Here is a 24,676-nt window from a genome sequence, read left to right on the forward strand (position 1 = left end):
GTGTCCGCTTCAATTTCACGACCGGCCGACTGGGCAAGGGCCCGAGGACGGGCGCCGTCACCCTGGTCAACGTCGGCCGGTCGGAGCCCAGGTGTCTTCGGCGTGTGGTGGGCGGAGCCGTCGTCACCGGCCGGGGAGACGGGTCGTCACTTCCTGCAGTACCCAGCCGTTGCCGTCAGGGTCGCTGAATGCGGCGAAGGAACCGTAGCTGGCGCGCTGCGGGTTCGGGCCGCTGACGCGTCCCTCTTCTGTACCGCGGTGGAACACCCCGCCCGCGTCGTGGAAGATCTCGCCCATCTCGATGCCACGGTCGACGAGTTCGGCGTGGGCTGCCTCGATGTCCGAGACGATGAGGTGCAGGCCCTGCACCGAACCCGGTGCGGCCGTGGTGACTCCAGTGCCCAAGAGGATCGAGCACTGCGATCCGGGGGGCGTCAGATGCACCACGCGGTAGCTGTCGTCGGCGACGTAGTCGACGTCGAGACGGAAGCCCGCCTTCTCGTAGAAGGCCTTGGCCCGGTCGACGTCGGAGACGGGCAGCACCACAACTTCGAGTTTCAGATCCATCTTCGCTTCTCTGTTCACGGACGGCGGTTTCGCATGTTGTGCGTCACCGATTGAACCGGTGAGATCATGGCATCTCCTCGCGTAACTGGTCAAGGAGGTGACGCAGTCGTTCGCCCACTTGGCCGTGAGGGCTGTCGGGGTCGAGCTTCTCAGGCCCCGCGGCCGTACGGTCTTATCCAGAATCCAGGTCGTGGGCTGGCCGCATTGCGCGCCCAGGCGATCAGCGGCGTCACTCGTGGTCAGGCCGTGGACCGGCGCCGGTACACACGTGCGGAGCACGAACCGGCCCGGCGCGAGAGTGATTCCCGCGCGGGAGCCGACTCCGTCGAGGCCCGGTGCGGCGGCGCGTGCGCGGTCATCGTGAGCGTGGGGCACACGCCGGGGCTGTGAAACCGGGTCGTCTGGTCAAGCTGGGGAGCCGCGGTGGCAACGCCCAGGGTGACCGGTCCGTACAGGTCGTTGGCTCCCCACATCGGCGTATCGCTCGGCCGCGGGCCTACGGGGCGCTCGGCACTCGGCGGAGCCGGCGCACCCGCGCCTGCCGTGCAGCGGTGTGCCGGATCCACCCACGGTGGCGTCCTGCGCTCCGACCAGTCCTCTGCGTCTGCCGTCGCGATCGCCGGTCTTGCAGCGGTCGGGCCCGGGTACCGCCGCGGCGAAGGCTGGGTACCGGGGCGGCTCGATGCCGGCCTGGTTCACATGCCGTCCAGCAACTGCTCGAACGGCACGGGGTCGCGATAGGGATCCGCTGGGGTCAGCGGCTCACTCCGGTGTACCCCGACGGCGAGTTCCCGAGCCGCTCGCGCTACTCGCCGCAGGAGTGGCCCCTGGGAGCCGCCACCGCTGCCCCAGTCCTCCGTCGCGGCGTACACCGCCGTGGGCACGGCCACGGCGTGCAGGTAGGTGAACATCGGCCGCAATGCGTGTTCCAGCACGAGTGAATGTCGGCCGGTGCCACCCGTGGCCGCAATCAGCACCGGCTTGTCAGCCAGCGCGGCGTCCTCGATGCAGTCGAAGAACAGCTTGAAGAGACCGCTGCAGGACGCGTTGAAGATGGGTGTCACGGCGATCAGGCCGTCAGCCCCCGCGACGGCGTCGAACGCGCGCCGCAGTTCCGGTGACGGGTAGCCCGCCATCAGACAGTTGACCAGGTCGTGAGCAAGGTCTCTTGCTTCGACGACGTCGATGTCGACCTGCGAGCCAAGTTCCTCCAGCTCGTCCCGGGCGGCGCCGGTGAGCCGGTCCGCCAGCAGGCGAGTGGAGGACGGCAGTCGTACTCCGGCCGAGACGACGGCGAGGGTGCGTTTCATCGCGGACCTTCCTCCGGTCGCGCGGCCTGCTCCCGCGCCGCCACGGTGAGAGAGGCGTGTGTGGGGGCGTCCCGAACGTGGGCCGCGCGGCCCACGGCGAACTCCTTGCGCAGGACGGGCACGATCTCGCCCAGCAACTCGATCTGTTCGAGGACGGTCCTGTGCGGAACGCCGATGCCGTCCACGTTGAACAGCTGGCGTTGGTAGTCGCCACCCGCGTGCTCGCGGTAGGCCAGCACACGCTCGATCACCTCCTGCGGACTCCCGACCAGCATTGCGGTCCGGGCCATGGTGTCCTCCAGAGACGGACCGTTTCCGTACGTGGGGGAGGCGTCGAAGTAAGGGCGGAACTCCCTTATGGCGTCCTGCGAGTTCTTCTGCACGAACAGGTGCGCGGCCAGGCCGACGACTGCCTGGTCGGCGCGGCCGTGTCCGTAGTGCTCGAAGCGCCTCCGGTAGAGATCGACCAGCTGCCTGACGTGTTCCTTGGGCCAGAAGAGGTTGTTGTGGAAGAAGCCGTCACCGTAGTAGGCGGCCTGTTCGGCGATTTCCGGGCTGCGGATGGACGCGTGCCAGACGAACGGCGGTATGCCGTCCAGCGGACGCGGGGTAGAGGTGAAGCCCTGCAGCGGAGTTCGGAACCGTCCGTCCCAGTCGACGACATCCTCGCGCCACAGTCGGCGCAGCAGGGCGTAATTCTCCACCGCCAGTGCGATGCTGTCGCGGATGTCCTGGCCGAACCACGGGAAGACCGGTCCGGTGTTGCCCCGGCCCATCATCAAGTCGACCCGGCCGTCTGCGAGATGCTGCAGCGTCGCGTAGTCCTCGGCGATCTTCACCGGATCGTTGGTGGTGATCAGTGTGGTCGACGTGGACAGCAGGATCTTCTCCGTCCGCGCCGCGATGTACCCGAGCAGTGTGGTGGGCGAGGATGTGACGAAAGGGCGGTTGTGGTGCTCGCCGGTCGCGAAGACGTCCAGACCGACGTCTTCGGCGAGCTTCGCGTACTCCACGAGTGCCTTGAGCCGGTCGTGTTCCGTGGGCGTCCGTCCGGACAACGGGTCGCGTGCCACGTCTCCTACGCCGAAGATTCCGAATTGCATCCTGTCCGTCCTGTTCGCTGTATCGATGACGCTGTCCACCGTTGCCGCCAGTGACGAGGCAGACGGGTTTCCGGAGCGCAGAGGGGCCGCGTGGTCCGGTGACGCGCGATGCTCCGGCCGCTCGTCAGAGATATTGCGCGCGGTCGGTCTGCGCGGTCTTGTGCTGCAGTATCAGCGCCTTGAGAGCCGCCAGGCCGTCGGCGACGCGGTGCTCCCGGCCGAGGCCCACGCTCCCGTCCCGGACGGGGGAGTGGGCAGCGTCGTGGTCGGTGCCCTCGGTGCCCTCGGTGCCCTCGGCGCCGTCCGCCGGCAGCAGCCAGGCAGTGCGGGCCATTCCGCGGTGACGGCCGTGCCCCGCGAAGTCGCCTTCGGGTACCCGGCCGTCCTCATCGGCACGCGTGCCCCGGTGCCGCCCGGTGCCCGTGCCTTTGACAGCGCTCCCGGGCAGGGGGAGGCCGGTCCGTACGTCGGTGATGGTGAGAGTCATGTGTTTCCTTGCCCAGGGTCGGTTGCGCACCGACTCGCGAAATCGGAAGTCGGCTGCGCGGCGTGCGACGAGTGGCTCACCCGAGTGGTCCGGTTCGCTGGAGCACTGCGGAGGACAGGCACACCGGGCGCAGATTTAATTGCTGCGCGAAGCAAATATAATCAGATCCGGCAGCGGCCATACGCATCAATCCTGTGCCTTGCGTCACGCCGAAGTGGAACCGGGTCCACACCGCACTGGGTGGCGACCGCGACGAGTAAGAGGCTGCTCCGGGTCGCCGCCGCGCCCCGGAGCGTGCTGCGTTGCCTGGCGAGCGTGAGGACCGGCGACTGCCGCACACCAGTTGCCCGTGCCGGTCGGATCGGGGCCGGTGTGGGCTCGCGCGGACGTGACTCGATGGCGCTGCGGAGTGCCGCGCACCGTCGCTCAGGCGGCTCCCCTCATGCCAGGAGGAAGCGCGCCGTAGCGGCGTGCGGCGCTCAAGTGGCGACGTTTCGCAGGGCGGCCGCGAGTTTCTTGAGGTCCAGTTCCTTGAGATGGTCGAGGAAGTACCGGCGTGTCGCGGCGAGATTGGTGGGCCAGGCCTCTTCGAGGCGGGTGAGGCCGGCGTCGGTCAGGGAGGCGTGCCAGCCGCGACCGTCCCTTTCGCACTGCACCCGCTCGATGAAACCGTCGCTCTCCAGCCGGCCCACGATACGAGTCGTGCCGCTGAGTGACATCTCAACGGCGCGGGCGAGCTCGTGCATGCGCAGCCGCCGACCGGGTGCCTCCGACAGATGCATCAGGGACAGGTATTCCGTGTTCGACAACCCCTGCACTCGCGTCATCTCGGCGTCGATGGCGCGTGGCAGGGCGTAGAGGAGAGCGGGAAGGGCCCGGACGACGGCCTCTTCGTCGGCGGTGAGCGGTTGCAACGCGTCTCCGGGTGGGGTGGGCTTCGGTGTCATGGGGCGTACCTCACATGTGTGCGGTAGAAGGTGCATCGGCCGACCGGTGGCCCGGCTTCGGTTTCCACTGCGGTTCTCGTTCGAGCCCTGCGCTTCCCTCGCGTGCGGGACGGATCGGCCGGGCGAACGGCAATGACCTCTTTCGCCCCGCGCCGGACTTGCCCGACGTGTCGGCCGACAAGGGCTGGGTCCGGCCTGCGGGCAGGATTTGTCACTCCGCGAACCCGCCGCACCTACGTGACGGAACGATCTCTGCCTTAGCTTGCTTGTCGAAGCAATTATATCCCGAACCGGTTGCCGGGAGTACATCCACGCCCGGAACGGTTGCGGGGCCACCTCGGTTCAGTGCCCGGACGGTCATGGTGACCGAGGTGTCGGAGACGACCGCAGAGGGCTGCAGACGAGCCGTGCCCCGGCCGACGCGCTGCCGCCGGTCGCGCACCGGTCGGGCCTCAACGCGCGTGAGGAGAAGGCCATAGCGGCCAAGATGCACCCGCATCGGGAGCGTGAGAGCGTGGTGATCGACGGCTGTATAACCGACTGCAGAACCAGTCCTACCCCTCCAGCGGCCAGGCTACGGTGCGAGCTGGAGTGACGACGGCGGCCGCCCGATGTCGAGTGACGCGGAGACGGTTGGCGGCGCTTTCCTCATGCATGTCCCGGGCTCATCGCCGAAAAGGGCGGCGGATGCGCCCACGAGAAAGCCTTCCGCCGTACCGGAGTCGCGGAAGAACAGAGGTGCGATGAATGCCCAGGAAGTGACATATCCTCCCGCAGATACCGCCCTGCTGATCATAGATCCGTACAACGACTTCCTGTCCGAGGGCGGAAAGCTGTGGTCGCAGGTCAAGGAGGTCGCGGAGGAGATAAGACTCCTCGACCACATGCGAGCCGTGCTGTCTGCCGCCCGTGAACAGGGCTTCCACGTCTTCATCGTGCCTCACCACCAGACGGCGCCGGGAGACTACGAGACGTGGGACCACCTGTCCCCGACCCAGCGGCATGTCCTCGAAGGGCGGACCTTCGCGGCCGGCAGCTGGGGTGCCGAATGGCACCCGGACTTCGTGCCGCGGGAGAACGAGCTGGTCATGCGGCAGCACTGGGCATCGAGTGGCTTCGCGAACACGGACCTGGACATGATGCTGAAGCAGCACCGGGTGCAAAAGATCGTGATCATCGGTATGAAAGCCAACACGTGTGTCGACACCACTGCCCGCTTCGGACAGGAGCTGGGGTACCACGTGACGCTCATACGCGATGCCATCGCCGCCTTCTCCTGGGACGAGATGAGGGCGACGTTCGACATCAATGCACCCGCGTATGCCCATGCGATCTTCACGACGGATGAATTTCTGAAGGCCCTTCAGAAAGCCGCACCGTAGGCCTACTCCGCACATTCCTCGTCGGCGGAGGCGGGGGCGGAGTACGTCGCCCTGTCCTCAGGGCCGCCATCGGGAGCCGCCGCTGCTCACCGTGAGCGTCAGAGGTGACACTGTTCCTCACTGATCCGTTGAACGCTGGCAACTTCCCGTTCCTCGGTCTGAGTTATCGCGTTCGTGCAGCGGCCATCCGGGGTCCCTCGAAGGCCGTCTTGTGCTCCACTGGCCCTGAACGGCCCCGGACCGAGCCGGTTCGACGCGTTCGCCGACGCTCACCACGTGGGACGGGAGCGGCCGGAACCGCTGCCTGGTCGCCGCGCGCGAACGCCTACGCACCTTCGGGTTGGAACGGCGCCGCGCCCGACAGGAGGCCTGGAACACGGCTCGGTGCGAGATGTGACCCCGCCAAATCGCGCGGATGTGCCCGGACTCGGTCGGCATCCTGAGAGCGAGGACGGCGAACCCGAAGTCATCTTCGGCATGGATGAGTTCGGGCCGCTCAACCTGATGCCCCACCCGGGCCGGCAGTGGGCCGAGCACGGCGGCAAGCAGAGGGATCTTGATCGCGAACCGCGCCGACGGCGGCGAGCGACCTACAACCGTTACGGCGGGGTGCGACACCTTTCGCCGCCCTGGATCTATCCAAGGACAAGCTCAACGGCCACATGAAACCGGTAAAGCGGCGCACCCAGTTCCTGGAGTTCTGCCGTTACCTGCGCAGCCCCTACCCGGCCGACGTCAGAATCGCGATCGTGGCCGACAACTGCTCCCCGCACCTGACCACGAAGAAGTGCCAGCGTGTCGGCAACTGGGTTGCGGCGAACAACGTCGAGATGGCCCACACACCGGCCAACAGTTCCTGGCTCAACCACATCGAGGCCCATTTCACGGCCCTGCGCTACTTCACCCTGGACGGCACGGACGACATCGGCCACAAGGAACAGGGGGCAGCATGATCCGCCGCTACATCATCTGGCGAAACCGCCCTGCCGACGACCAGCACCTACAAGCCGTCGTCGACAGGGTAAACGTTGCCTGAGGCGGCGCTAGCTGAGTACCTTGGCGTACCAGTGATCCGCCTTGCCATGGCTTTCGTACGGCGTGGTCTCCTCGTAACCGTGCCTTGTGTACAAAGCCCGTGCCTCAGTGAGTTGGGTGTTGGTCTCGCACACGATCCGGGCAGCACCCAGCCTCTTGGCAGATTCCTCGACGGCGAGAAGTAGACCCCGGCCCAACCCTGCTCCCCGCCCAGTGGGGCGCACATACATTCGCTTGAGCTCCGCAGTCTCAGGATCGCCCCTCAGTAGCTGCAAACCTGCGCAGCCCAGGAACTCGCCCTCACCGCTGCGTGCAACAAGAAACTTGCCGTCGGGCGGGCTGAGGGCCTGGTGAGGGTCCTCAGCCAGCACTGCCCGAAGTTCTGCCTGCGTAGGCGGACGGCCCAGCACCCGCCGGCCCATCTCGGTGAAGTACTCCCGCATCACCTCGTCGACACCCGTGCCAGTGACAGGCTCGTCCTTGATAGTCCAGGTTGGCATGCAGGCCATGGTGCCGGACCCACCCGTGGCCGTCCACGGTCCTACCGACAGGCTTCCAATAACCAGCCCAGACCACAGAGATCATTACGGGACAGCCTTTAGGCATCCTTGGGCGGCAGCGAGAGGTCGACGATTCCCGCGCAACATCAGCAACCTGCCGCCGCCGACCTCGGCCAGATGACCGGGGCCGTCAAGTGTCGGCTCAGGAGAGGCCCGGAGCCCACAGGCTCAGTGATCGTCGACCGTGTGAGTAAGGGCGACTTCTGGTCGGCAGTTTACTTTCCTGCACTTCTCTGGGAGTTGCGCAGTGACGTGAATGCGGCCCGGAGTTCGGTCGTGAAGATGTCCGGGACTTCCCAGGCTGCGAAGTGGCCGCCGTTGCGGACCTTGTGGTAATAGAAGAGGTTGTGGTAGGCGCGGGACGCCCAACTGCGCGGTGCCTGGTAGATCTCGCCGGGGAACACCGTGATGGCGGCCGGGATGGAGACCGACACGGCGTTGAAGTTGTTGGCGTTGTTCTCCCAGTAAAGACGTGACGAGGAGACCGCGGTGTTCGTCACCCAGTAGAGGGTGATGTCGTTGAGCATCTCGTCCTTGGTGAGTACGCGCTCGGGGTGGCCGCCGCTGTACGTCCATGCCGCGAACTTGTCGTACATCCAGGCGGCCAGTCCGACGGGCGAGTCCGTCAGTCCGTACCCCTCCGTCTGCGGACGGGTGACCATCATCGCCGAGTAGCCGGATCCTGCCTTGTAGAAGGTGGCCAGCTTGTTGTAGGCGTCCTTCTCGTCGAGGCTGAGATCGGTAGGTACCGGGTCACCGCAGGCGAGTTTCTTTGCGATGTCCGGCGGGACGGTGGCCGGAAAGTTGACGTGGATTCCGAGCAGCCCTGCGGGTCTCTGTACAGCCATCTTGTCTGAAATCACAGCACCCCAGTCGCCGCCCTGGGAAACGTAATGCTTGTAACCCAGACGCTCCATCAGCACGGCCCAAGCGCGCGCAATGCGGTCGGGACCCCACCCGGTAGTAGTCGGTCGCTCCGAGAAGCCGTAGCCGGGCATCGACGGTATGACGAGGTGAAAGGCGTCCTCGGCGCGGCCTCCGTGCGCCGTGGGGTTGCTGAGCGGCTCGATGACCTTCAAAAACTCCAGAATGGAGCCGGGCCAGCCATGGGTCAAGATAATCGGCAAGGCGTTCGCGTGGCGCGAGCGGACGTGGATGAAATGTATGTCGAGTCCGTCGATCTCTGTTATGTATTGCGGCAGAGAGTTGAGTTTCTCCTCGATGTTCCGCCAGTCGTACGTTGTTCCCCAGTATTGAGCGAGTTCCTTCATCGTGGCCAACTGGACACCTTGGGACTGATCGGGGACCGTTTCCCGGTCGGGCCATCGTGTCGCCTTGATACGTCGACGCAGATCAGTCAGGTCCTGCTCCGGAACATTCACGCGGAAGGGGCGGATGCTTTGCCTCTCGCTCGCTGAGACCGGCTTACTGATGTCTTCCCAGGCCCGTAGGCTGAGAGCCCCTGTTGCCGCCACGCTCACAGCGGTGGCTGATGTGAAGATGAACTTCCGACGGGAGTACGAACGGAGAAACTCGGGCATGACGGATCTCCCTGAATTATTCCTGCGGTCCGGATGTGCAGAGGTGACGCTTTCTCGATGAGCGTTCCACTCACTGGCGCGAACATGAATTCTGCGCACACCGAGTTACTGCACTTCAGGTGAACCGAATCAACCGTGGAGTTGCGGGGGCCCTAAGGGCCGTCCCGTCATCCCTGGCGGGCGCGCGACGACAGATGCGGCACCTCGCCGCGTTGTCGGCACCCCCGAATACGCCCAGTATGAGGACGCCCCTCCGCCTTGCGATGCACCACATCTGACGCCGCGCGCTGATCCACCAGGGATGACGGGACAGCCCTCAGGCGGTCGTGCGACGTGACAGACTTATTACTTCCCGTAACTTTATGTTCCTCTCTGTGGGCCCGCAACTCGGTCGAGGGCTGACGCCGGCGCCGACAATGCACCGGCGTGCAAGGGTTCTTGCGCGCTATGTACGCGCCGCTTCCGCCGAGAATGCGTGCAGATCACCGATGCCTATTCCATGATTGGGAGTTGCGCCGAACGATTTACAGTCCTTGGGCATGAAAGGGCAAGGACGCCGGGCACCCGCCACGGATGCCCGGCCTGTGACGCGGCGTGTCAGGTGTCGCACAGTGGGCTGTACTGGACTGGTGGGCGTCGATCGCGGCGTTCCTGGATGCCGCCTCGCTCGAGGGTCAGGCAGCCTGGCCCTCGCCGCCTACCCGGTAGCGTGAGGCGGTGTGCTCCGCCGTGCGGACTCAGTGCGGCTCGGCGCGTTCCCAGGTCAGGATGCCTGTGCGCTGTCTCCCTCCGACGCTCAGGGGCGCGGGCGGTGCCAGCTGGAGCGTCCTTCCGTCCAGCCGCGCCACCCGGGTCTGCCCGTTGCCCATCCAGTTCGGGTACAGGCACAAGGCGACCTCGTGCACGACGGTGTCGCCGTCCGGCACCCGGAAGGAGTCGGCGTAGGCCAGGTAGTGGCGGGCCGCTTCGGCCAGTTCCTCGGGACTTCCGTACTCCTGCCGCTCCTCCTCGAACAGCGGCCGGTCCGGGGTCGTGAGCTGGGCGGACATGTACCCGACCCGGGCGATGAGGATGAGCACGACGATAGCCAGGAGTGTGAAGACCAGGGTTGCGCGGGGCGCGAAGGAGCCGGCCGCTCCAGAGTTTCGGAAGGCGGTGAAGGTCACCGCACCGCCCAGCGGGCGCCTGGGTTCATGGCCCTCAACGAGAACCGCGGCGATCGCCTTCGTGATCTGGTCCATGGCGAATCCTGCCGCCGCAATCTTCCACAGCAGATACATCCGACGCACCGCCCACCTCCTGATCGCCGGCCGCCTTCACCGAGCGTACGTGCCAGGGCCGCATGATCCGCCTACATCATCCGGCGAAATCAACATGCTGACGATCAGTAAGCTGAGCGGGCCGGGGAAGGCGCCGACCCACTGATCGATCCTTGGGCTGCTGAGGCCGGTCATCGTCAGCTACGGAGCACAATTGCGTTGTGCTGCACGGGCACGTTGGAGATGCTCCGAGCATGGAACCGAATGCTCTGGAGCCCGCGCTCGGCCCAGGCGACGTGCCCGTGCGGATCGAGGCCGAGGGCCTGGTGTTGCGCCGCTGGGAACCTGATGATCTCGACGATCGGTATCGCGCGATCACAGCTTCGTTTCATCACCTGCATCCGTGGATGGAGTGGGCGACCGAACCGCCGACCGAACAGGAGCACCGTGAGGGCTTCCAGCATGCTCTTCGTTGGCCAAGCGACGGAAGCTACGACTTCGGCATCTTCGATCTGCGCAGTGGAGCAATTCTCGGAATGGCCGCAGTCCATGACCAGCTCGGGCCGGGCGGGGTCGAGATCGGCTATTGGTGCCACGTCGACCACATCGGACGAGGCGTCATTTCCAGGTCAGCCCGCGCGCTGACCCGCATTCTCCTCAGCCTGCCACACGTGAAGCGTGTCGAAATCCATTGCGACGAGGCCAACCTCCGCAGCGCCGCCGTCCCCGAGCGTCTCGGATACCGCCTCGACCGTGTCGAGGACGACGGGATCGAAGCACCAGCGGAGTCAGGCCGGGGCATGGTCTGGATCAAGGAGCGCTGACATCGCTCCGCCGATGCGGACAAAGGAGATGCCCAGTTGCCGAGCGGCCTCGTCTGCGAGGGCCATGCATCGACCGTGACGCGGGGAACGCACATGAACTACGGAATATCCGCGTCCTTTTGATGGCATCACGCGGCCTTCGCTTCGGACTGCTCGGCCAGGATGCCGCGTTCGAAGTGGGCTCCGGCGCGGACGGGGGCGACGAGGTGGCGCGCGTTCACGGCCCTCCAGCGGGCCTGTGTGGACTCGAGCGGTGTGAAGCCATGGCCAGTCCCGCGGCGCGGGAGCCGGCGCCATCGGCGACCTTGGTCTGTAGGCGCACGGTGGCGTAGGTCGACTCGACCGGGTTGGTGGTCCGCAGGTGGATCCGGTGCTCGGCGGGAAGTCGAAGGAGCCGGCAGTTCGTCCCGTTGTCCGTGCTCCGTTTGGTCACCTCGGGGTACTTCGCCCCGTAGGTCCGCTCCAAGTCGCGGACCCCCCTGGTCGCGTGTTCCTTGTCTTCGGCGTTGCAGATCTCCTGGAGTGCGCGCTTGGCGGCCGGCTGGGCAAACTTCGGGTGCTCGTCTCGCGGTTGCTGTGCGAAACAGTAGAGACAGAGCCGGCACCAAGTGCCGCCCGGCCTTCGGCTCAGGCAGCCGTCCGGTCGCGACGAGTCCTTACTTGAGGATCTCCAGCATCCGCTTTCCGAGAACGGCCGCGGAGCGTGGGTTCTGGCCGGTGACGAGGTTGCGGTCCTCGACCATGTACGGCTCCCAGATCGGGCCGCGGCTGTACTGGACGCCGACTTTCTCCTTCAGGTCCGTCTCCAGCAGCCACGTCGCCCGGGACGCCAGCCCGACGGCTTCCTCCTCCTCGTTGGTGAAGCCGGTGACCTTGTAGCCCTTGAAGGGAGACACGCCGTGGATTCTGGTGGCCAGCATTGCGGCGGGCGCGTGGCACACGATGAAGAGAGGGTTGCCCGATTCGAGCTGGGCGGTCAGCAGCCGGCCTGCGTCGGCGTCGAACGCCAGGTCCGACATCGGTCCGTGGCCGCCGGGCAGGTAGACCGCGTCGTAGTCCTCCAGACGGATGTCCGACAGCTTGAGCGGCCGCCGCAGCACCTCGGCGTCGCGGATGATGGCCTCCAGATCGAGGGCTCCCTGCTCACCGCCCGCCATCGCAGGGCGCAGGCTCATCATGTCGACGTTCGGCGTGGTTCCGCCCGGCGTCGCCACCACGACCTCATGACCCGCGTCCGTCAGTATCTTGTACGGGTTCGCGAACTCCTCGGCCCAGTAACCGGTCGCATACCTGGTGCCGTCCTTGAGTACCCAGTACGTCGCCCCGCTCACGATGAAAAGCACCTTCGCCATCACTCAATCGCCTCCTCATCCCCTTTTGGATCATTTGAAGAGATTCGAACACTTCCCAGGTTAGGCACGCCGTCCCGCTGCACGCGATGGCCGCTCGGCGCCGGCACCCCCGGCTTGCGTGCGCGACGGGCCGCATACGTCGTCGCGCGAACGCAAACGTGATCCTGCCGAGTGCCTGGGGGAGCGTGCGCGCAGCAGGGTGTGCGGGGCCCTCTCGCAGTTGCGGAACGTGCCGTTTCGGACCCCTCTCGCAGCCGGCCCCGGTCTCGCTGTCGATGACGGCCATTCTCAGTCGGAACGTGCGCTTGGCCAGCGAGGCCGGGTACTGCGGGCAGGGGCGTTCGGGGACCGCTTCTCTCCTGGTGTCGAGGTCAGCGGCATGTCGGGCGGTCGATTGGCGGGTCTGCGCTTGCAGCGCCTGGGCGCCGCTCCTGCCGACGGCCTCCCGTTCACGGCCACCGACCGGCGTCCGCACTGGGGTCGCCCGAGCGGGAGGCCGGGCCGGGCTGGGACTTTCAAGGCCGCGTCAAGCCGGTGCCGTCCGTGTTCCGTGTCGACGCGCCGGTGTGGAAAGCTGCCGACGTTGTCACGGATGTGCGCAAGATGCTGCGTGAGATGGAGACCGGAGAGCCCGTTCAGGTCACCAGCGGCATGTCGTCCATAGACAAGATCGCCGGACTCGGCGTTGTCGCCGAGCAGTTCGGGTACCAGTACGCCGACGTACGGCCCGACGGGTACGTGATGTCCCTCGTGGCCGACCCGCGCCCGCAGGCCCGCGAGCGGGCCGCGCAGAACTGGGCGCAGTACCCTAACGCCGTTGGCGGGGGCGCGTTGCAGCCCTTCGTGCCCCACGCGTTCCAGCTCCTCAAGGCCCGCACCACGTTCGACCTCACCACCGAGTACTCCGACAGGCAGCGGCTGATCATCGCGAGTCCCGGCATCACCGTGATGGTCGTGAGTGTCGTCGCCTGGCTCGGCGCGGACACCACCTCCGTCGTCTGGGTCGTACTGATGTCCCTCATACCCGTCGTGAACGTCTCTGGCCGGCGCTACAAAGCCAAGTACGCCGGCCGACTGGCGGCCGCCGGGTTCACGCCGGTGACCGACCGGAGCGGCCGGCTGTGGTACCTGCCGGGCGGAGAGCTTCCCGGGCACGGCAATCCTTTCGCCGGAGGAGCGGACACGCCTCCTCAGCCGTACCCCCCGCAGCGCTGACCCACGGCGGGCACCCGAGGTGACGGCCGTGGGAGGGGCCAAGGCGGTCACCGCCGGCGCACGTACGGGCCCGGGGAGAGTCTTCTGCTACAGGCTGTGCGCCGGGACAGCCTGATCCGCCCGGCGCACACGCACACGCACACGCACACGCACAGCGGTGCCTCGGCAAGCTGGCACCGCTGCGCAGCACGCACGGCACGGAGGAGCCACGGCAGCGCGGTACGCAGGGGCGCATCAGTTCACGTAATCCCCCAGGCACTGGGTTGGGTGTCGGGGTTCCTGGGTGACCGAGGAGCCCCGACGGTTCAGTCCTGCCAGTCGAGCTGTGCTTCGGGGATGCCGATCGATCGTGCGTGGGACTTCGCCTTCTCGCGGCCGTCCGCATCCCCGCGCGGGTAGCGGAAGACATTCTCGGGGAAGACGACGAATGCCTCGGAGGCGGTGTTGTAGTTGACGTACCAACCTCCGGTCGGTGCGAGGCAGGCGGCCAGCTGATCGGCCAGGTTCTCGGCATCTCGTTCGTCGGCGGTGAAGTCCATCAGGGTCCACTGCCGGGGCTGTTCGGGTGCCGCGTTGGCCACCTCGATCCGCGCGATCTTGATGACCTGCAGCGGGATGCCGGACAGCTCGGCCCCGACGCGCAGGCTCTCGGCGATGAGCACGCCTTCAAGCACTGGATCCTCCTTCGGTTCGTGTGCGGCGAGATGGAGAGCGGTGGAAGTGCGCGGATCGCTATCCGGTGAAGGGTTTGTCGGGCTTGCCGGTGGGGTTCCTCGGGCGCTTGTTGGGGCGGTAGTTGGGGCCGTTCATGATGACCTGGTGGCTGGTGTTCTTCAGCCGTCGAGGAGGGATTCGGCGACGACGGGGTTGGGGAAGAGGGGGATACCAGTCGCTGGGCGCTCGGTTGCTGGTGATGATCAGGGATCGGCCTTGCCGTTCGGAGACGAGTTCGTAGAGGTCGTCGGCCTGGGTGGCGGGTCAGCTGGCGCATCGCGAAGTCGTCGAGGACCAGCAGGCCGGGGCGGCTGACGTCGACGACGTGTGCGGCAATCCCCTGTGAAGGCCGCAGGCCGCACCGCTGAGGCAGAGTATGGACGGGCAGGAATGACGAGGGCCGGATGCAGGACTGTGTCCTGCACGCCTTCGTCGGCTGTCGGCCCTTGCCGTGCCGCTCGGCAGCGACCGTGACGATGTCAGCCAGGTTTTCCGAGCGCGTGGTGGTACCAGCGCCGGTGCACCGCGGGTTCGACGCACAGCACGGCGACGCCTGCGATCACACCGACCAGCAGGGCGGACTCACCGCCGCCGTTGAGGACCGCACCAAGACAGGCGGCGGCGACGGCGAGCGGGCGCAGCAGGGTCAGCGGGCCGAGGCCGATGACCATCGCGAGGGTGCTGACGCGGAACGGCAGGACGAAGTACGCGGCGAGCGAGAGCAGTACGGCGGTGGCGTAGACGGCAAGCGGGAGCAGGTAGCCGAGACCGCCGGCAGCCAGGACGTTGTAGGTCCGGGTCCGGTCCGGTGCAGTCAGCAGCAGGAGGGCGGTAATCAGCACGGGGGCGAGCAGCAACGTGGCCCCAACGGCCAGCCCACGCAGAGCGGCTCGGGCGATGGCCCGGTGTTTACGGATGCGGGCGTCGCGGCCGGCGTATGCGCGAAAGCCGCTGAACGCCGCGTCGACCAGACCGAGGAGCACGAGCGGTACGGCGGGCGTCATCGGTTGGCCTCAGCGAGGTACTCCGGGCCGACCAGTCGGCGCGCAGCCCGTCCGAGGGCCAGGCGAAACGGCGCCTCCAGCTGCGGTCGCACTCCGATGACCGGGCGCAACGTGGTGCAGAACGGATTCGCCGCGCCGCGCGGAGACGACGCCGTCGTGGCGGCCGAGCGGGTGGCGCATCCGGGCACGGTGGAAGATCCAGGAACCGATGGGAGCGAGGCTGGTCGCGGCGATGTCGAAGTGGCAGAAGGCATGCGCCGGCGAGGCGGCCTGGACCTGGAAGAACTTGGCCAGGGCGGGACCACGGAAATGGTGCAGCACACCGGTGGAGACGTAGACGGTCGCCGCCTTCGGCAGGGCGAAGGCATCTCCGTGGATGAAGCGGCAGTTGAGCCCCTCGGCGCGGGCGAGCCGGTCCGCTTCGCCGACCAGCGTGGCGTCGAGGTCGACCCCGACCAGCTCGACGTCCGCGCCGAGGGCGTTGGTAGCCGCCAGCCAGCGGACCAGGTAGCCCAGACCGCAACCGACGTCGACCAGGCGGTACGGCTCAGGCTGCCCAGTCGTTGCCCGGATCGCGGTGAAGAGCGGGCCGAGCACGTGGACCAGGCGTTCGCCCATCCGGAGCTCCTCGCTGAGGCGTTGGAGCTCGGTGTGCACGCTGACGAGGAGGCGGTCCACTGCGTGTGGGTCGAGAATGTCTTCCTGGTCAGCGGGCAACCCGGCGACGATCCTCGCCGCGTGCTCGTCACCGCTTGCGCGGAGCTGCCGGATCACCTCGGCGCGCCGGACCGGGAGCCGGTGGCCGTTGTCTGGATCCACCACCGTGATCAGGTCGGAAATCTCAAGTTGCTGCACGGGGCAGAACCCTACGGTCTCCTCTGCCCAGCGCGATGGGCCGGCCGCCCCGCCTGCGAGAGAACGTCAGTGAACTGCGCGCGGGGGCCGTTCGCATCGTTCGCAGGCTCCGCCCGGCATCTGACACCTCTTGCCGCCGCCGTCGACGAAGGCGCGTCAGTGGTGGTGGCCGTGCCGGCCGAGGGTCTCCACGGGGGTCGCGCCGTGGCGGGCCCACTGCGGCACGGGGCGGCTGGTCGGGCCCCAGGTGGCGTCACCGTCCGCGTCCGAGCGCCAGAACCAGCACGCGCTGTGCCCCTCGGGCCAGCCCTCGGGGTTGACCTCCCATGCCTCGCCGCGGCCGTAGGGCGTCATGTCGAGCAGGGCGAGGGACCCGTTGACCGGCTCGTTGCCACGGCCCGTCGTGGAGTAGGCGAGGAACACGCGGTCGCCGTCGCGCAGGAAGCAGGTGAGGTAACCCATGGGGCCGCCGACCGGGGCGTCCACGTCGCGCACCGAGTACCAGGGCTGGGTGTAGCCCATGAACTCGACGTAGGAGGCCACCTCGTCCCAACGGCCCGTGGTCAGGACGGCGAACGATACGCCGCGGGCGTTGAGGTAGACGGCGTCCTTCAGATGCCAGGCCGTGGTGGTGCAGCCCTCGCACTGCCCCTGGTGCGGCGCGCCGTCATACCACATGTGCTTGTAGACCACGAGCTCGTCGCGGCCCTGGAACAGGTCCAGGAACGGGACCGGGCCGCCGGGTCCGACGACCTCGGCCGTCCCATCGAGCTCAACCATCGGCAGCCGGCGGCGGGCCGCCGCGAGGGTGTCGCCCTCGCGGGTGTGGGCCTTCTCGCGGATCAGAAGCGCGTCACGGGCGGTCTGCCAGGTGGCCAGGTCGACGATGGGCGGGCGGCCCGGCAGCGCGGTGGTCGGATCACTCGGTGTGGTCGTCATGGTGTCCTCCGTGGTGTCTCGTGCAGGGCAGCGTCGTACGACGTTCTACGACGGTCACCACAACAGACTTGCGACCCGGTCGAAACTCATCGCGGCAGGGGCGCCCTCGGCCGATCCTGCACCGACCACGTCGGGCTCACAAGTTCACGGATGGCGAGCGTCGTCGGTGTCTCCGTCAGCCGCAGCACCGTGCCACGGCTGATCCACGCCTTGCCCTGCCCGCAACCTCCGGCCCGGTGCTGGTCAGCCGCTTGATCGCTCCCGCGGGACGGCGGGGCCGGGGCGAGGGTTGACACGTGCCATGCTGGAACTTCCGTTTTATGGTGGCGAGCGGGGAAAGCGGCAGGGTGAGGACAGTGACACGGGCGAGTCGGACGAGGATCTGGGACCGGTTCTCGGCCTCCGACCCCGGACTGTTGCGGCTGATGGCCGGCCTGCGGACAGTCGGCGCCATCGCGCTCACACTCGCGGTCCTGGCGGTGTTCAAGGCCGATGTGAGCCACCTGGTGGCCGGTGCCATCGCGGCCATGGTCGCGACCTTCGCCATCAAGGAGAAGCAGCGGCGCGAACAGGCCATCACGCTCGCGCTCGGTCTGCCCGTGGCGCTCGCGGCGATGTCACTGGGAGCGTTGTTGAGCACCGAGGTCGTCGCGGGCGACCTGGTCTTCCTCGCCTTGATCTTCGCCGCGGTCTACAGCCGCCGGTTCGGTGATCGCGGCACGGCCCTGGGACTCATCGGGTTTCAGATCTACTTCGTATCCCTGTTCGTCAGGGCCTCGGTCTCCGTGCTGCCGGGGCTGTGCGGAACGCTGGTCGTCGCGTTCGTGTGCAGCGGGGTCGTGCGGTTCGGCCTGGTCGTCGAGACGCCCGAACGCATTCTGCTGCGACTGCGCGAGGCCTTTCGCGCCCGCCTCGCCCAATTGGTGTCCGCCCAAATCGAGTTGCTCGACGCCGGGCCGCACCACGTCGAGAAGGCGCTGGAGGACGTACGCCGGCACACCGCGCGCCTCCACCAGAGCGCGATGATGATCCAGGGGCGGCTGGAGGAAGGCACCAGCGACAGCGCCACCGCCCTGCTCGTCCAGCGCCGAGTCGCCGACGCCGAGATCGCCGCCGAGCGGCTCGGCGTACTCATCCTCACCGCGCGCAGCTCCGAGCGCGCCGACACCCTCACACTCCATCTGCCGCACGCACCCGCGCCGACGCCCGGCAACCACCTGCGGACACAGGACGACATCACCTCGACGCTGCGCCGTGATCTCAACGCGTTGCGCCTGCTCGTCGCCCGCCCGGCCACGAACAATCGCGGCGCCGCGGTCGCACACCTGCGCAACCGGCTGCTCGGCTACCGGGACGAGGAGAATCTGCCGCGCGCCTCGGCCCCCGTCCAGGACGTCTTCCGCGGCATCGGGGAGGCGGCGCGCGCCGTCATGGGCCTGCGGCTGGCCCTCGACGGACCCCAGGACGAATCCCACGACACACCTGAGACGACGCGTTCCCGCGAGGAGCTGGAGGCCGAGGACGTCGCCATCGCGCAGGCCGAGAAGACCGAGCCTGCCGAGGACGTCCGCAAGGGACTGAAGCGTCCCACGACCCGTGCCGCGGTCCAGGTGTCGGTGGGTTCGGCACTGGCCATCGTGGGCGGGGAGTTCCTCTCCAGTCAGCGCTGGTACTGGGCGGTCCTGACCTGCTGGGTCGTCTTCCTGAACACGGCGTCCACCGGGGAGATCCTGGTCAAGGGCTACCGTCGGCTGGTGGGCACGGTTCTCGGCGTCGTCGCCGGTGTCGGCCTGGCCGGTCTGGTGGGCCACCACACCTGGACGGCGTTCGCACTCGTGCTGCTGTTCGTCTTCGCCATGTTCTTCACCGCCCCGCTGTCGTACGCCCTGATGTCCTTCTTCGTCACGGCGGCACTGGGGCTGCTGTACACCCTGCTCAACACCTACAGCCCCGCGGTGCTCGTCCTGCGCATCGAGGAGACGGCGCTCGGCGCCGCGTGCGGCGTGATCGCGGCGGCCGTGATCCTGCCGGTGCACACTGATCGCCGTACCGACGAACTCCTCGGCACGGTGCTGACCCGGCTCGGTGACGTCACCGATGCCGCGGTGGAGCAGCTGAGCGGTGGGCCCGCGCTCGATCTGCTGGACATGGCCCGGGAGCTCGATACGGCACTGGAGGAGCTGCGGTCCTCCACGCAGCCGCTGACCCACCCGATCACCCCGCTGCGGACCCGCCGCCAGACCGCCCGCTATGTCGTGGCGCTGCTGGAGACGTGCGCCTACCACGCGCGTTCGCTGGCGGCGACGGCCGAACTCCTCCCGAACAGCAAGAGCGTCGCCGCGGACCCCCTCCTGAAGGGAGCAGGGCGGCGCATCGCCCACAACATCGACGTCCTCATCGCGCGTGTCGAGGACGACGACACCGACGGCGTGGTGGAGACGGGCGCGAGCCTGGCCTCCATGCTGGAGACGGACAAGCCCGGCTCGCCTCGGCACGACCGTGTCACGGACCGTGTGCTGCGGCATCTGCAGCGCCTGGACGAAGGGTTGATCGGTCTGGCCCGCCCCCTCGGGGTGGAGAAGCGCCGTTCGTCTACGTCGTGACGGCGTTCGACAAGGCAACCGACGTCTTCTGTCCGGCTCGGGCCGATACCCTTGACGCCTTCGACTGCACTTTCCGGCCGACGTCCGGTCTTCGTGTCGGGGCGGGACAAGGCCGAGACGCCGAGCCCGTTTGATCTGCCACCTGGCCAACTGCACACGTTTCGGCGAACAGGACTGCCACGGCGACCACTTCACTCCGGGTCAGCCACGGTGTTGCCGGTATCGAGATGCAAGTACCGGCGGTCGCAGGGGCAGTCGCGTGGGGCGGTGATGGTGAAGTGGCCGCGCAGGCAGGCCCTCCGCCGTGGCTGTGTCGGCGCGAATATATGCGGCCCGGCCCGGGTGATGCGGTGCGTGTCATCGGGCCCTGTCCGGGTCGGCCGAGGAGTGGCCGACCCGGACTTCGTTCTCAGGCGAGGTCGAACCGGTCGAGGTTCATCACCTTGTCCCACGCGGCCACGAAGTCATCCACGAGCTTCTCCCTCGCGTCCTCGCACGCGTAGACCTCCGAGACGGCTCGGAGCTGGGAGTGCGAACCGAAGACGAGGTCGACGGGGGTGGCAGTCCACTTGACCTCGCCCGTGGCACGATCCCGGCCTTCGAACACGTTCTCGGTCGATGTGGATGTCTTCCATTCCGTGCCCATGTCGAGCAGGTTGACGAAGAAGTCGTTCGTCAACATTCCCGGCCGATCGGTGAGGACCCCATGGGGGGACTGCCCGACGTTGGCGTTCAGGGCCCGCATACCGCCGATCAGAACCGTCATCTCCGGTGCGGTCAGAGTCAACAGGTTGGCCCGGTCCAGGAGAAGCGTCTCCGCCGGCAACTTCTCTCCCGCTCGCAGATAGTTGCGGAACCCGTCCGCACTCGGTTCGAGCACAGAGAACGACTCGACGTCGGTCTGTTCCTGCGACGCGTCCGTGCGTCCGGGCACGAACGGGACTGTGATCTCGTGGCCGGCGTTCCGCGCCGCCTGTTCGACGGCCGCGCACCCGCCCAGCACGATCATGTCGGCGAGCGAGACCTTCGTTCCGCCGGACTGTGAGGCATTGAAGTCCTGCCGGAGCTGCTCGAGGGTTTGCAACACCTCGGCCAGTTCGGGCTGGTCGTTGATCTCCCAGTCCCGTTGCGGCGCGAGCCGAATCCGCGCCCCGTTGGCTCCGCCACGCTTGTCGGTGCCACGGAAGCTTGCCGCCGACGCCCAAGCGGCGGCGACCAGTTGGGAGATGGACAGCCCCGAGGCGAGGATCCTGCTCTTGAGGGCGGCGACATCCTGGTCCGTGACCAGTTCATGGTCGACCTCGGGGACGGGGTCCTGCCACAGTTGCGGCTCGGGAACCCACGGGCCGAGGTAGCGCGATACGGGTCCCATGTCGCGGTGCAAGAGCTTGTACCACGCCTTGGCGAACGCTTTCGCGAGCTGGTCCGGATTCTCGTGGAAACGCTTCGCGATCGGCGCGTAGATCGGATCCACCTTCAGCGCGATGTCCGTCGTCAGCATCATGGGGGCGTGCCGCTGCGACGGATCATGAGCGTCAGGCACGGTTCCCTGCGCCGAGGCGTCCTTGGGAGTCCACTGATGCGCACCGGCGGGGCTCGTCGTCAGCTCCCAGTCGTACCCGAACAGATTGTCCAGGTACCCGTTGTCCCACTTCGTCGGTTCGGTGGTCCATGCGCCCTCAAGCCCACTGGTGAGCGTGTCGGCCCCCTTGCCGCTGCCGTACGTGTTCCGCCAGCCGAGACCTTGCTGCTCGATAGGGCAGCCCTCGGGTTCCGGGCCGACGTACTGGGCATCGACCGCACCGTGGCACTTGCCGAACGTGTGGCCGCCGATGATGAGCGCAAGCGTCTCCTCATCATTCATCGCCATACGCCCGAACGTCTCGCGAATGTCCCTGGCGGCGGCAATGGGATCCGGGTTGCCGTTGGGCCCCTCCGGATTGACGTAGATCAGGCCCATCTGCACGGCTCCGAAAGGACCGGTGAGTTCCCTGTCGCCGCTGTAGCGCTCATCCCCGAGCCATGTGTCCTCGGGTCCCCAGAAGACCTCCTCGGGCTCCCAGATGTCCTCTCGCCCGAAGCCGAACCCGAACGTCTTGAGCCCCATCGACTCGATGGCACAGTTGCCGGCAAAGACCAGAAGGTCGGCCCAGGAAATTTTCCGGCCGTACTTCTGCTTGACCGGCCAGAGCAAACGGCGCGCCTTGTCGAGGCTCGCGTTGTCCGGCCAACTGTTGAGGGGGGCGAAGCGCTGCGCGCCGGAGCCTCCACCGCCCCGGCCGTCGGCGGTGCGGTATGTACCTGCCGCATGCCAGCTCATCCGGATGAAGAGCGGCCCGTAGTGGCCGTAGTCGGCAGGCCACCAGTCCTGCGACGTCGTCATCACCTCGAAGACGTCCTGCTTGAGCGCGTCGACGTCGAGGGTCGTGAACTCTTTCGCGTAGTCGAACTTCTCGCCCAGCGGATTGGACTCGGCCGATTGCTGGTGGAGAACCTGAAGGTCCAGCTGATTCGGCCACCAGTCCCGGTTCGTCTTGGGGCGAGTCGGCTTGGGGGCCGGTGAGGGGATTACCGGGTTCTCGGATTCGCTGCCGGACACGTCTGTCCTTCTTCCTGTCTCGGTGTTTCCTTCTGCTGTCTGCCTGCTCTTGACGTTGCCTGCCCTGCTGGTATCGAGCCCTGCGACCGTGCTCCAGCGCGCCGTGGAGCCCGTCGGCCGAAAATGCGACGCCGATGATCGAGCCTGGTGTCGGCGTCCGTATGTTTGCGTACCGCGGACCGCATCGCTATGAGAACACGCGGAGCAACCCCGCGTAACAAGCACTCACATTCAAATTCGCTTGGGGGCCGCCGAGCCGACCCGATGGTCGACGACTTTCCCGGCCTCCGATAGGTGGGAGAACGGGCTACCTGTTTCCGAGCATAATGATCACCCGTTTACGTGAGAAACGGAACGAATAATTATATGCTGGCGCGGCGCCTAATGGGGCTGTGCATCTTTGACCAGGGTTCCTGCCCGGGAACTCCCACGTCTTTCCGGCCCGTGACAGCGCGCCCGCGCCGCCGCTTGTGCGGTGGAAAGAGTCCAGGTCCCGAAGCTCGCCCGATCCGCTTCCCCTCGGAAACGGGCGTCACCGCTAAACTCCGGATATCCACCGAGCCTGAACAGGTGAATCGATATGAGCGACCTGTTGGAACGACTACGGGGATGTGGCCGGCGGATGACCTCCCAGCGGCGCGTCGTTGCGGAGGTCCTCGACGGCGACCACGTGCACCTCACAGCCGACGAGGTGCACGCCCGGGCGGCGCAGCGGCTGCCCGAGATCTCCCGGGCGACGGTCTACAACGCTCTGGGCGAGATGGTCTCCCTCGGTGAGGTCATCGAAGTCTCCACCGACGGCCGCGCCAAGCGCTACGACCCCAACGCACACCGCCCGCACCAGCACCTGGTGTGCTCCGGCTGCGGCACCATCCGCGATGTCCACCCGACCGGCAGTCCGCTGGCCGACCTCCCGACGGAGGAACGGTTCGGCTTCACGGTGTCCGAGGTCGAGGTCACCTACCGCGGACTGTGCCCATCCTGCGCCCCCGGCTCCTCGGCAGGGTGATCTCGGTCGGTGGATTACCGTAGGTGAAGCGCTCGACGCCATTGGCGTCGCTGCAAGGGAGTCGATCAGGCCACACCTGTACACGGGATGTGACCAGCCGCAGCTTCCGGTACCCCTTTCCATCCCGCGGCCGGTCACTGCGGCAGGGCAAGCAGTTGCCTGTGCCTGACGACGCGCGTCCTGCTGTCACTGCTTGTAGCATGACGATGCAGAATTGGAGGAGCCTATGCGCGCCGGTAATGACGCAGACTCCCTTGATCAGGCAACGAGGGATTTCATAGCGGCGCGCCCCCAGCTCTTTGGCATCGCGTACCGCGTACTCGGCAGTGTTGTGGAAGCCGAGGATATTGTTCAGGACGCATGGCTGCGGTGGCAGAACGCGGATCGCTCCGATATCCACGAGCCGGCAGCCTTTCTGTCCACGATCACCACCCGTCTGGCGCTCAACTCCGCCCAGTCCGCGAGGACGCGGCGTGAGTCGTACATCGGAACGTGGCTTCCGGAGCCGGTCGACACCAGCATGGATCCGCAATTGGGCGCGGAACGGGCCGAGGCACTCGACCTTGCGGTTCTCCATCTTCTGGAGAAGTTGAATCCTGTGGAGCGCGCCGCCTACGTGCTGAGGGAAGCCTTCAATTACCCGTACAAGCAGATCGCGGACATGCTGGAGACGAGCGAAGCCAATACGCGTCAGTTGGTAAGCCGCGCCCGGAAGCATCTGTCGGCGGAACGCACGGAGCCGGTCAACTCCACTGCTCACCGGCGCCTGCTGGAGGCATTCGTCGCCGCTGCGCAGACCGGTGATCTGTCGGCGCTTGAGGAGCTCCTCACGGCGGAGGTGGTCAGTTACTCCGACGGCGGAGGGGTGCGCGGGGCGAGCAGGATCCCGATCATCGGGCGTCCGCACGTCTCCAGGACCCTTGTCGCCTACGCCCCGCGTTTCTGGCCTCATACAGACGTTCGCTGGGTCGAGGCCAACGGCAAGCCGGCTGCCCTTGTTGTCTCGGCCGATGGAGACGCGGTGGCCCTGCTGACCGCCGACGTGTCGGCACGAGGTATCGAACGCGTTATGTGGGTGGTAAATCCGGCAAAACTGGCTCCCTATGTGGCCTCACTGGACAAAAGCTGACCGGGCTCGCCGTAGCGGATGCGCGAATGCCCACACCATGGACCCTTGCGGCGATCTGTGACATCTCCGGGGACCAAGAGGCCGTCCTCCTCAACGGTCGCGTAAGTACTCGACTGTCCCGGACCGTGGGAGGGAGTCGAGGGCCTCGTGGCTGAGGATGCTGTCACCAGTGGTCACTCCCCGGCGGAGATCAGGCAGGCGTCGGTTCACGTGTCGGTGAGGCGGACGGCCGCGTGCTGGAG

General features: G+C 67.0%; 20 protein-coding genes and 3 pseudogenes. 7 read left to right on the forward strand and 16 right to left on the reverse strand.

Annotated elements, in window-relative coordinates:
- Positions 1 to 123: 123 nt before the first annotated feature.
- The 5 genes from OG878_RS38295 to OG878_RS38315 all read right to left on the reverse strand — a co-directional run bounded on the left by OG878_RS38295 (position 124) and on the right by OG878_RS38315 (position 4,414).
- Complete coding sequence (locus OG878_RS38295; RefSeq protein WP_328891043.1) at positions 124 to 567, reverse strand: VOC family protein; 444 nt, start codon at positions 565 to 567, stop codon at positions 124 to 126.
- A gap of 695 nt (positions 568 to 1,262) precedes the next feature.
- Positions 1,263 to 1,877, reverse strand: coding sequence for an FMN reductase (locus OG878_RS38300; RefSeq protein WP_328891044.1), 615 nt, complete (start codon positions 1,875 to 1,877; stop codon positions 1,263 to 1,265).
- Complete coding sequence (locus OG878_RS38305) at positions 1,874 to 2,980, reverse strand: CE1758 family FMN-dependent luciferase-like monooxygenase (protein WP_328891045.1); 1,107 nt, start codon at positions 2,978 to 2,980, stop codon at positions 1,874 to 1,876. The genes OG878_RS38300 and OG878_RS38305 overlap by 4 nt, the downstream gene beginning before the upstream one ends.
- 124 nt (positions 2,981 to 3,104) lie before the next feature.
- Complete coding sequence (locus OG878_RS38310) at positions 3,105 to 3,467, reverse strand: hypothetical protein (protein WP_328891046.1); 363 nt, start codon at positions 3,465 to 3,467, stop codon at positions 3,105 to 3,107.
- A 479-nt stretch (positions 3,468 to 3,946) separates the two neighbouring features.
- On the reverse strand, positions 3,947 to 4,414 hold the full coding sequence (locus OG878_RS38315) for a MarR family winged helix-turn-helix transcriptional regulator (protein ID WP_328891047.1): 468 nt from the start codon (positions 4,412 to 4,414) through the stop codon (positions 3,947 to 3,949).
- A 758-nt stretch (positions 4,415 to 5,172) separates the two neighbouring features.
- Between OG878_RS38315 and OG878_RS38320 the strand changes: the two genes are divergently transcribed.
- Positions 5,173 to 5,796 (forward strand): isochorismatase family cysteine hydrolase, encoded by a 624-nt coding sequence (locus OG878_RS38320; protein WP_328891048.1) that lies wholly within the window; start codon positions 5,173 to 5,175, stop codon positions 5,794 to 5,796.
- Positions 5,797 to 6,243: 447 nt separating this feature from the next.
- Positions 6,244 to 6,832, forward strand: a pseudogene (locus tag OG878_RS38325) (transposase); the annotation flags it as partial.
- 7 nt (positions 6,833 to 6,839) lie between these two features.
- Here OG878_RS38325 and OG878_RS38330 read toward each other — a convergent pair.
- The 3 genes from OG878_RS38330 to OG878_RS38340 all read right to left on the reverse strand — a co-directional run bounded on the left by OG878_RS38330 (position 6,840) and on the right by OG878_RS38340 (position 10,212).
- Entirely contained in the window at positions 6,840 to 7,331 is a 492-nt protein-coding gene (locus OG878_RS38330) for a GNAT family N-acetyltransferase (RefSeq protein WP_328891049.1), read from the reverse strand.
- Between the two features lie 275 nt (positions 7,332 to 7,606).
- Entirely contained in the window at positions 7,607 to 8,932 is a 1,326-nt protein-coding gene (locus OG878_RS38335; RefSeq protein WP_328891050.1) for an epoxide hydrolase family protein, read from the reverse strand.
- A 737-nt stretch (positions 8,933 to 9,669) separates the two neighbouring features.
- Positions 9,670 to 10,212 carry a lipocalin-like domain-containing protein gene (locus tag OG878_RS38340; RefSeq protein ID WP_328891524.1) on the reverse strand — a complete coding sequence of 181 codons (543 nt, stop codon included), beginning with the start codon at positions 10,210 to 10,212 and terminating at the stop codon, positions 9,670 to 9,672.
- A gap of 233 nt (positions 10,213 to 10,445) precedes the next feature.
- Here OG878_RS38340 and OG878_RS38345 point away from each other — a divergent pair, with 233 nt between their 5' ends.
- Complete coding sequence (locus OG878_RS38345) at positions 10,446 to 11,015, forward strand: GNAT family N-acetyltransferase (protein ID WP_328891051.1); 570 nt, start codon at positions 10,446 to 10,448, stop codon at positions 11,013 to 11,015.
- Between the two features lie 128 nt (positions 11,016 to 11,143).
- Here the strand turns inward: OG878_RS38345 and OG878_RS38350 are convergent.
- Positions 11,144 to 11,571, reverse strand: a pseudogene (locus OG878_RS38350) (transposase); the annotation flags it as partial.
- Positions 11,572 to 11,671: 100 nt separating this feature from the next.
- Positions 11,672 to 12,367, reverse strand: coding sequence for a type 1 glutamine amidotransferase domain-containing protein (locus tag OG878_RS38355; protein WP_328891052.1), 696 nt, complete (start codon positions 12,365 to 12,367; stop codon positions 11,672 to 11,674).
- 543 nt (positions 12,368 to 12,910) lie between these two features.
- Here OG878_RS38355 and OG878_RS38360 point away from each other — a divergent pair.
- Positions 12,911 to 13,582 carry a hypothetical protein gene (locus OG878_RS38360; protein WP_328891053.1) on the forward strand — a complete coding sequence of 224 codons (672 nt, stop codon included), beginning with the start codon at positions 12,911 to 12,913 and terminating at the stop codon, positions 13,580 to 13,582.
- Between the two features lie 305 nt (positions 13,583 to 13,887).
- On the opposite strand, the gene OG878_RS38365 is transcribed toward OG878_RS38360, so the two are convergent.
- The 5 genes and pseudogenes from OG878_RS38365 to OG878_RS38380 all read right to left on the reverse strand — a co-directional run bounded on the left by OG878_RS38365 (position 13,888) and on the right by OG878_RS38380 (position 17,094).
- Positions 13,888 to 14,256 (reverse strand): hypothetical protein, encoded by a 369-nt coding sequence (locus OG878_RS38365; RefSeq protein ID WP_328891054.1) that lies wholly within the window; start codon positions 14,254 to 14,256, stop codon positions 13,888 to 13,890.
- A 58-nt stretch (positions 14,257 to 14,314) separates the two neighbouring features.
- Positions 14,315 to 14,606, reverse strand: a pseudogene (locus tag OG878_RS42460) (ATP-binding protein); the annotation flags it as partial.
- 169 nt (positions 14,607 to 14,775) lie between these two features.
- Positions 14,776 to 15,300, reverse strand: a complete 525-nt coding sequence (locus tag OG878_RS38370; RefSeq protein ID WP_328891055.1) for a hypothetical protein — start codon at positions 15,298 to 15,300, stop codon at positions 14,776 to 14,778.
- A 9-nt stretch (positions 15,301 to 15,309) separates the two neighbouring features.
- Entirely contained in the window at positions 15,310 to 16,155 is an 846-nt protein-coding gene (locus tag OG878_RS38375) for a class I SAM-dependent methyltransferase (RefSeq protein ID WP_328891056.1), read from the reverse strand.
- 156 nt (positions 16,156 to 16,311) lie between these two features.
- A complete protein-coding gene (locus OG878_RS38380) occupies positions 16,312 to 17,094 on the reverse strand; it encodes a DUF899 domain-containing protein (protein ID WP_328891057.1) in 783 nt (260 codons plus the stop codon).
- Positions 17,095 to 17,414: 320 nt separating this feature from the next.
- Here OG878_RS38380 and OG878_RS38385 point away from each other — a divergent pair, with 320 nt between their 5' ends.
- Positions 17,415 to 19,697, forward strand: a complete 2,283-nt coding sequence (locus OG878_RS38385; protein ID WP_328891058.1) for an FUSC family protein — start codon at positions 17,415 to 17,417, stop codon at positions 19,695 to 19,697.
- A 409-nt stretch (positions 19,698 to 20,106) separates the two neighbouring features.
- On the opposite strand, the gene katG is transcribed toward OG878_RS38385, so the two are convergent.
- Positions 20,107 to 22,296, reverse strand: coding sequence for a catalase/peroxidase HPI (gene katG, locus OG878_RS38390; protein WP_328891526.1), 2,190 nt, complete (start codon positions 22,294 to 22,296; stop codon positions 20,107 to 20,109).
- Between the two features lie 580 nt (positions 22,297 to 22,876).
- Between katG and OG878_RS38395 the strand changes: the two genes are divergently transcribed.
- Together OG878_RS38395 and OG878_RS38400 are read left to right on the forward strand one after the other, a co-directional pair.
- Positions 22,877 to 23,305, forward strand: coding sequence for a Fur family transcriptional regulator (locus tag OG878_RS38395; protein ID WP_328891059.1), 429 nt, complete (start codon positions 22,877 to 22,879; stop codon positions 23,303 to 23,305).
- 226 nt (positions 23,306 to 23,531) lie between these two features.
- Positions 23,532 to 24,434 (forward strand): RNA polymerase sigma-70 factor, encoded by a 903-nt coding sequence (locus tag OG878_RS38400; protein WP_328891527.1) that lies wholly within the window; start codon positions 23,532 to 23,534, stop codon positions 24,432 to 24,434.
- Positions 24,435 to 24,676 lie beyond the last annotated feature (242 nt).

Source organism: Streptomyces sp. NBC_00316, assembly GCF_036158715.1.
GTDB lineage: Bacteria > Actinomycetota > Actinomycetes > Streptomycetales > Streptomycetaceae > Streptomyces.